At 70.4% G+C, this 5997-nt stretch carries 4 protein-coding genes; 2 read left to right on the top strand and 2 right to left on the bottom strand.

The window, feature by feature from the left end:
• Together ON27_RS01470 and ON27_RS01465 are read right to left on the bottom strand one after the other, a co-directional pair.
• On the bottom strand, positions 1-828 hold an 828-nt coding region (locus ON27_RS01470), incomplete at its 3' end, for a thiolase family protein (RefSeq protein WP_043718170.1).
• A gap of 369 nt (positions 829-1197) precedes the next feature.
• Positions 1198-4038 (bottom strand): DNA polymerase III subunit gamma and tau, encoded by a 2841-nt coding sequence (locus tag ON27_RS01465; RefSeq protein ID WP_043718167.1) that lies wholly within the window; start codon positions 4036-4038, stop codon positions 1198-1200.
• A gap of 451 nt (positions 4039-4489) precedes the next feature.
• On the opposite strand from ON27_RS01465, the gene ON27_RS01460 reads away from it, so the two are divergent.
• A complete protein-coding gene (locus tag ON27_RS01460) occupies positions 4490-5308 on the top strand; it encodes a hypothetical protein (protein WP_043718166.1) in 819 nt (272 codons plus the stop codon).
• 82 nt (positions 5309-5390) lie between these two features.
• Positions 5391-5997: MMPL family transporter (locus tag ON27_RS01455; RefSeq protein ID WP_043718165.1), on the top strand; the 607-nt coding region annotated here is incomplete at its 3' end.

Genomic DNA, 5997 nt, shown 5'->3' with positions numbered 1-5997 from the left:
GCCCGCCTCTTCCGAACCGACGAGCACGAGCGCGGCGCCGTCGACGATGCCGGAGCTGTTGCCGCCGTGGTGCACGTGGTTGATCTTCTCGACGAAGTGGTACTTCTGCAGCGCCACCGCGTCGAAGCCGCCCATCTCACCGATCACGGCGAACGACGGCTGCAGCTTGGCCAGGTCCTCGGCGGTGGTGCCGGGACGCATGTGCTCGTCCTTGTCCAGCACGACGATGCCGTTCTGGTCCTTGACCGGGACGATCGACTTGGCGAAGTAACCGCCGGTGGTGGCCTTGGCGGCCAGCTCCTGCGAGCGCACGGCGTAGGCGTCGACGTCGTCGCGGCTGAAGCCCTCGATGGTGGCGATCAGGTCGGCGGAGACGCCCTGCGGGACGAAGTAGGTGTCGTAGTTGGTGGCCGGGTCCAGCGCCCAGGCGCCGCCGTCGGAGCCCATCGGCACGCGCGACATGGATTCCACGCCACCGGCGATGACCAGGTCGTCGAAGCCGGAGCGGACCTTCTGTGCGGCCAGGTTGACCGCCTCGAGGCCGGACGCGCAGAAGCGGTTGAGCTGGAACCCGCCGACGGTGTCGGGCAGGCCGGCCACCGTGACCGCAGTGCGGGCGATGTCGGCGCCCTGGTCACCGACCGGCGCCACCACGCCGAGGATCAGGTCGGAGATCCGGTCCTCGTCGAGGTTCGGGAAGCGGCCCCGCAGCTCCTGGATCAGACCAACAGTCAGGTCGATCGGCTTGACCGAGTGCAGCGAGCCGTTCTTCTTGCCACGGCCGCGCGGGGTGCGGATGGCCTCGTAAATGTAGGCCTCTGTGGTCATATCGGAGTGTTCCTTCCTCAATGTGCGGCGGCCGGACGTTCGTCCGTCCGAGCGCTCCTTGCGGTCGGCCGGCACATTCGTCCGTCCGAGCGCTCCTGTGCGGCCGGCCGGCACATTCGTCCGTCCGAGCGCTGGTGTGCGGCGACACCGCGGGTGCGGCGTGGCTGCGGATGACCTCGCCGACCGGCCTTGCGACCGACCGTTCCTAACGCTGTACAAAACCAGGCAAGCAACAGTGGACGCACGTCCCGGTCGCTCGTACGCCTGGGCATACCATAGAACGTCGGCGTACCGAAGCTCACGGCTACCCGCTCATACTACCGTGAAGTGCGAACTCCGGTTAACTTAACGTCGTCGGAGCGGTGGTTGTCAACCATCCAGTCGTGTGGCACCCAGCTCACTCTTCAGCAATTCGAGGGCGACCTCGTCCGGGTCGCGCCGATCGCCGGGAGCCACCGGATCGGCCGCGGCGGCCATCATCTCCTGCTCCTCTTCCGGCGTGGCGGCGGGGATGACGCCGTCGCCGCCCCGGCCCCGGCTGCTCGCGGCCTCGTTTGCGCTCGGTTCGGCGTCGTACGGGGGCGGATAGTCCGCGGGGCCGGGATCGTCCGGGAGATCGGGGTAGTCGGGCGGCGGGATGTCGTCGTCCGCCGGATACGGGCGTGGATTCGCGCCGCTCGCACGTGAGCGCCCCGCGTTACCCAGCTTGTCGGCGCCCGCGTTCCGCGCCTGGCTGGGGCGCCAGAAGCGCGGCGGGGCGGCGGCGTCCGGCGCACGGCCCGCCGCGTTGCCGGATTCACGTGCCGGCTGGTTGCCCGCCTGTCCGCGCGTGCGGTTGCCCGCACCGCCGGACCGGGGCGCCGCCGCGGGCCGGGGCGCCGCGCCGCCCGCTTCCCAGCGCACCTCGTGGTCACGGCCGAGCACCGCCCGCACCGCGGACCGGACCGCTTCCAGATTCCGCGGATCGGACAATCGCTGCGCCAGCGGCGCGTGCTGATGGGCGAAGACGATGACCGCACCCTCCGCCCTGGCCACCGACGCACCGGCGAGCATCGCCTGCACGGCCGCGCCGAACTCACGCACCTTGGCCCGGATATCCGGCCAAGCGGCTTCCACCTCGCGCAACAGATCACCGCTCGGCGCCGGGGAAGCCCCGGCGGACTCCGGCGCGGGGGATGCGGACGCGTCGGTCGCGCGAGACGAAGGCTCGGCAGTTCCACGAGACGCGGACGGATCGGTCGCACGAGCCGGGGTCGCATCGGATCGATCCCGATCGTCCGGCGCGGCGGCAGAGCCTTGCGCCGCGGTCGCGTCGGCGCCCACAGGGTCGCGACCGGCCGCCGCCTGCGCGCCGGATACCCGAGAACCCGCTGTCCGCGTCGCCGGAGGAAGCTCCGCACCCGCCCCGACATCGGCGATCCGCTGTGGTGCGTCGGGTCGGGCAGGGTGTTGCCCCGCTCCTTCGCTCGCACTCCGCACCACGGTGTCGTCACGCGCCCCGGCCCCAGCGGCTGCGTCGGTTGTTCCACTCCGCGCAGCGCTCGCCTCGTCGGACGCGCTCGCCCCTGCCGACGATGCCATCGTTGCCGACCCGCTGCGCGTGGCAGCGGAATCCGGCTCGGCGACCGGCGCGATACGGTCCGCGCCGCCGCCCTCCGCACCTACGCCCGGAGCAACGGGGTCCGCGGACGAGGCGCTATCGGCAGTCGTCGCCCGACGCCCGCCTGGGGACTGCCCACTGTCGGCCGGAGCGCCCGCACCCGGCGCAGCGATGGAAACCACACCACCGGAGGCCGGACTTGCCCCCGGTTCGCCGCCGACCGGCGCGGGGCCATCAGCCGCACCGACCCCCGCGAAAGAACCTTCGGCACGCACCGGCCGCTCCGCACGTCCGGCCTGCGCCGGTGTTTCAGCGGCCCCACGGTTCTCGCGACGAATCGCGGCCAGAGCTTCGGCTCCACGGCGGCGAGGCGGGTCCGCCGGGGACCCGACCGCAGCAGGCGGTTGGGCAGGAGAGTCGGCCGGGGACGCGGCGGGGGCGGCGGCGAACGAGCCGCCCGCCAGCCCGCGCTCCAACCGTTCCAATCGTTGCAGCGTGGCGGATTCCGCGTCGGACACCGACGGCAGCAGCATGCGCGCGCAGACGACTTCGAGCAGCAGTCGCGGCGCCGTCGCGCCGCGCATCTCCCCGAGGCCGTCGTGCAGCAGCTCGGCGTAGCGGGTGAGGGTGGCCGAACCCAGGCGCGCGGCCTGATCGCGCATCCGGTCGAGCACGTCGCCGGGGCCGGTGACCAGACCGCGTTCGGCGGCGTCGGGCACCGCGCGCAGCAGGATCAGGTCGCGGAAGCGATCGAGCAGGTCGACGGCGAAACGGCGCGGGTCGTGGCCCGCCTCCATCACCCGGTCGACGGTGCCGAACAAGACGGCTCCGTCGTCGGCGGCCAGCGCCTCGACCGCGTCATCGATCAGCGCCACGTCGGTGACACCGAGCAGCGAGACCGCGCGGGCGTAGGTGACGCCTTCGGGACCCGCGCCGGCCAGCAACTGGTCGAGCACGCTCAGGCTGTCGCGCGGCGAACCGCCACCCGCGCGAATCACCAAGGGGTACACCGCCTCTTCGACGGGCACGTGTTCCTGCTCGCAGATCCGGCCGAGCAGGCCGCGCATCGTGGCCGGCGGCAGCAGGCGGAACGGGTAGTGGTGCGTGCGCGAGCGAATCGTGGGCAGCACCTTGTCCGGCTCGGTGGTGGCAAAGATGAAGATCAGATGCGCCGGCGGCTCCTCGACGATCTTGAGCAGCGCGTTGAATCCCGCCGTGGTCACCATGTGCGCCTCGTCCACGATGAACACCCGGTACCTGGACTCGGCGGGTGCGTAGAAGGCGCGGTCGCGCAATTCCCTGGTGTCGTCGACGCCGCCGTGGCTCGCGGCGTCGAGTTCGATGACGTCCAGGTTGCCCGGACCGCCGGGGCCGAGCGCCACACAGGACGGGCACTTGCCGCACGGCGTCGAAGTAGGCCCCTCCGCGCAGTTCAGCGACCTGGCGAGGATGCGCGCGGAGGATGTTTTGCCGCAGCCGCGCGGACCGGAGAACAGATAGGCATGACTGATCCGCCCCGTGTCGAGCGCGGTACTCAGCGGGTCGGTGACGTGCTCCTGACCCACCACCTCAGCGAACGTTGCCGGTCGGTACTTCCGGTACAGAGCCACGGCCAGAGGTTACCGGCGACTACCGACAAAGGACATTCCCGCCTGGCGCGCCGGTCCGGGCCCACCCGGCGCCCATAGATGTGATCTAAGTCACAACATGCGCGATACCTTCTTCGGCCACCCGCCAGGATATTCACGGAGGCAACTTTTGAGCTATCGCTTATTCCACGCGAGCGAATTCCGGACTTCGCCGCCACCACACCCCTCCCGGTCCGGAAAATATGAACTCACACCCCGATTTACCTCGACTTTTTGGATATAACGAAACCGTCACCAAGGGTGACACCGATGCAATCCGCTGGCTAACGTGGCATTCGGCAACTTCGGTAGCCAAACCTTCATCAGGTTGGTGACCCCGGCCGGTCCCTCATCCCGACCGGGGCACAACCAACAGAGCTCGGCCCACAGGTGACCAGCGCAAATTCCCACTTCCACCGGAGGACCGTCCACCGTGTCGTGTGACGACATCGCCGCCGCCTGGCTGTCCAGCACCGATTTCGCAGGCGACCGCTCCGCCGTCGCCCTTCTGAGCCGCGCCATCAGTCCGCAGGAATTCGCGATCAAACGCGATTCGCTGCCGGTGACCGCGGCCGCCGATCCGGCCACCGCCGCCGCCATCCTCGAACTGCTCGAACGCGGCCAGGTGCCCACCATGGCCGCGATCCGCACCCTGACCGCCCAGAACGAGATGCGCCGCGAGGCCGAGCGCATCGAACGTCTCGGCAGGCGCGCGCAGCGCAGCATCGACGACTTCGGTCGCGCGCTCGCGAAACTGGCCGACGCGCACTGGACCGCGCACGGCTACGGACCCACCCGCCGCGACGTGCTGTGCAGCGAGCAGATCATGACGCTGATCCGCAGCCGCGTCGGCAATATCGCGCCGTCGGCGGTCAAACACCTTTGGCTGATCGAGCGGGCCCAGCGCGCCGGGTGGATCGCCTCGAACGCCAACCCCCGATCCCTCTGCGCCGCACGGCGTTTCTACGCCGCCCAGTACGGGAACCGGGTCTCGCTGCGCCCGGTGAATACCATCGGCACCGCGATCGCGACATATCTCGCGGACTACCTGGACGAGCACGGTCGCGCGCCACGCTGGTCGGTGGTCGCGCAAGAATTACGCGACGATCGGGGCCGCCGGATCTTCCACAACACCGCCGATGCCCGCGCCCAGCAGCTCTGGCTGACCACCGCGGAGTGGGTGGAGATGCGTGACGACCTCCCCGTGCCCGGGCGCAGGGGGTTGCGGGCCATCCGCAAGTCCCGCGGCTGATCTCGGGCAACGCATCGCGCGGGTCGACACCATAGGTTAACGGCGTTACTCTAACGCTGTTAGCCTAACGAGCGGAGCCGCGATGCTGACCCGGATTGCCCGATTCACCACCCGATCTCCGCGCGCCGTGCTGGCCGCGGCGTTCGTCATCGCTCTGCTGTGCGGCATTTTCGGCGCCACCGCGCCCGCACACCTGAAGTCCGGCGGGTTCACCTCCGACGACGCGGAATCCGCCCGGGTCACCCAGCTGATCGCGGACAACTTCGCCGGCGCCGCGCCCAATTTCGTCCTGCTGGTCGACTCGGACGCGGGGGCGGACGACCCGGCCACCGAAGCGGCGGGCATCGGGCTGGCCGATGCGCTGAAGGCGCGCGGGGACGTCCAGGGCGTCCAGTCCTACTGGACCACGCCGCAGCCGTTGGCCAACGCATTGCGCAGCTCCGACGGTAAGAGCGCCCTGGTGGTCGCCTATATCGACGGCGACGAGACGCAGGTCCAGCAGACCGCGGGGGAACTGGAACGGCAGCTCGCGGGCGCCTCCGACGGCATCACCGTCCGGCAGGGCGGCATCGCGGCGATCTACCACGACGTCACCGAGCAGACCACCCGCGACCTCGCGCTGGCCGAGGGCGTCGCGGTGCCGCTGTCGATGATCGTGCTGGTCCTGGTGTTCGGCAGCCTCGTCGCCG

The sequence above is a fragment of the Nocardia asiatica NBRC 100129 genome, assembly GCF_000308415.1.
Classification (GTDB): Bacteria; Actinomycetota; Actinomycetes; order Mycobacteriales; family Mycobacteriaceae; genus Nocardia; species Nocardia asiatica.
Note: the sequence above shows the minus strand (reverse complement) of the source record. Positions and strands in the feature narration are given on the sequence as shown.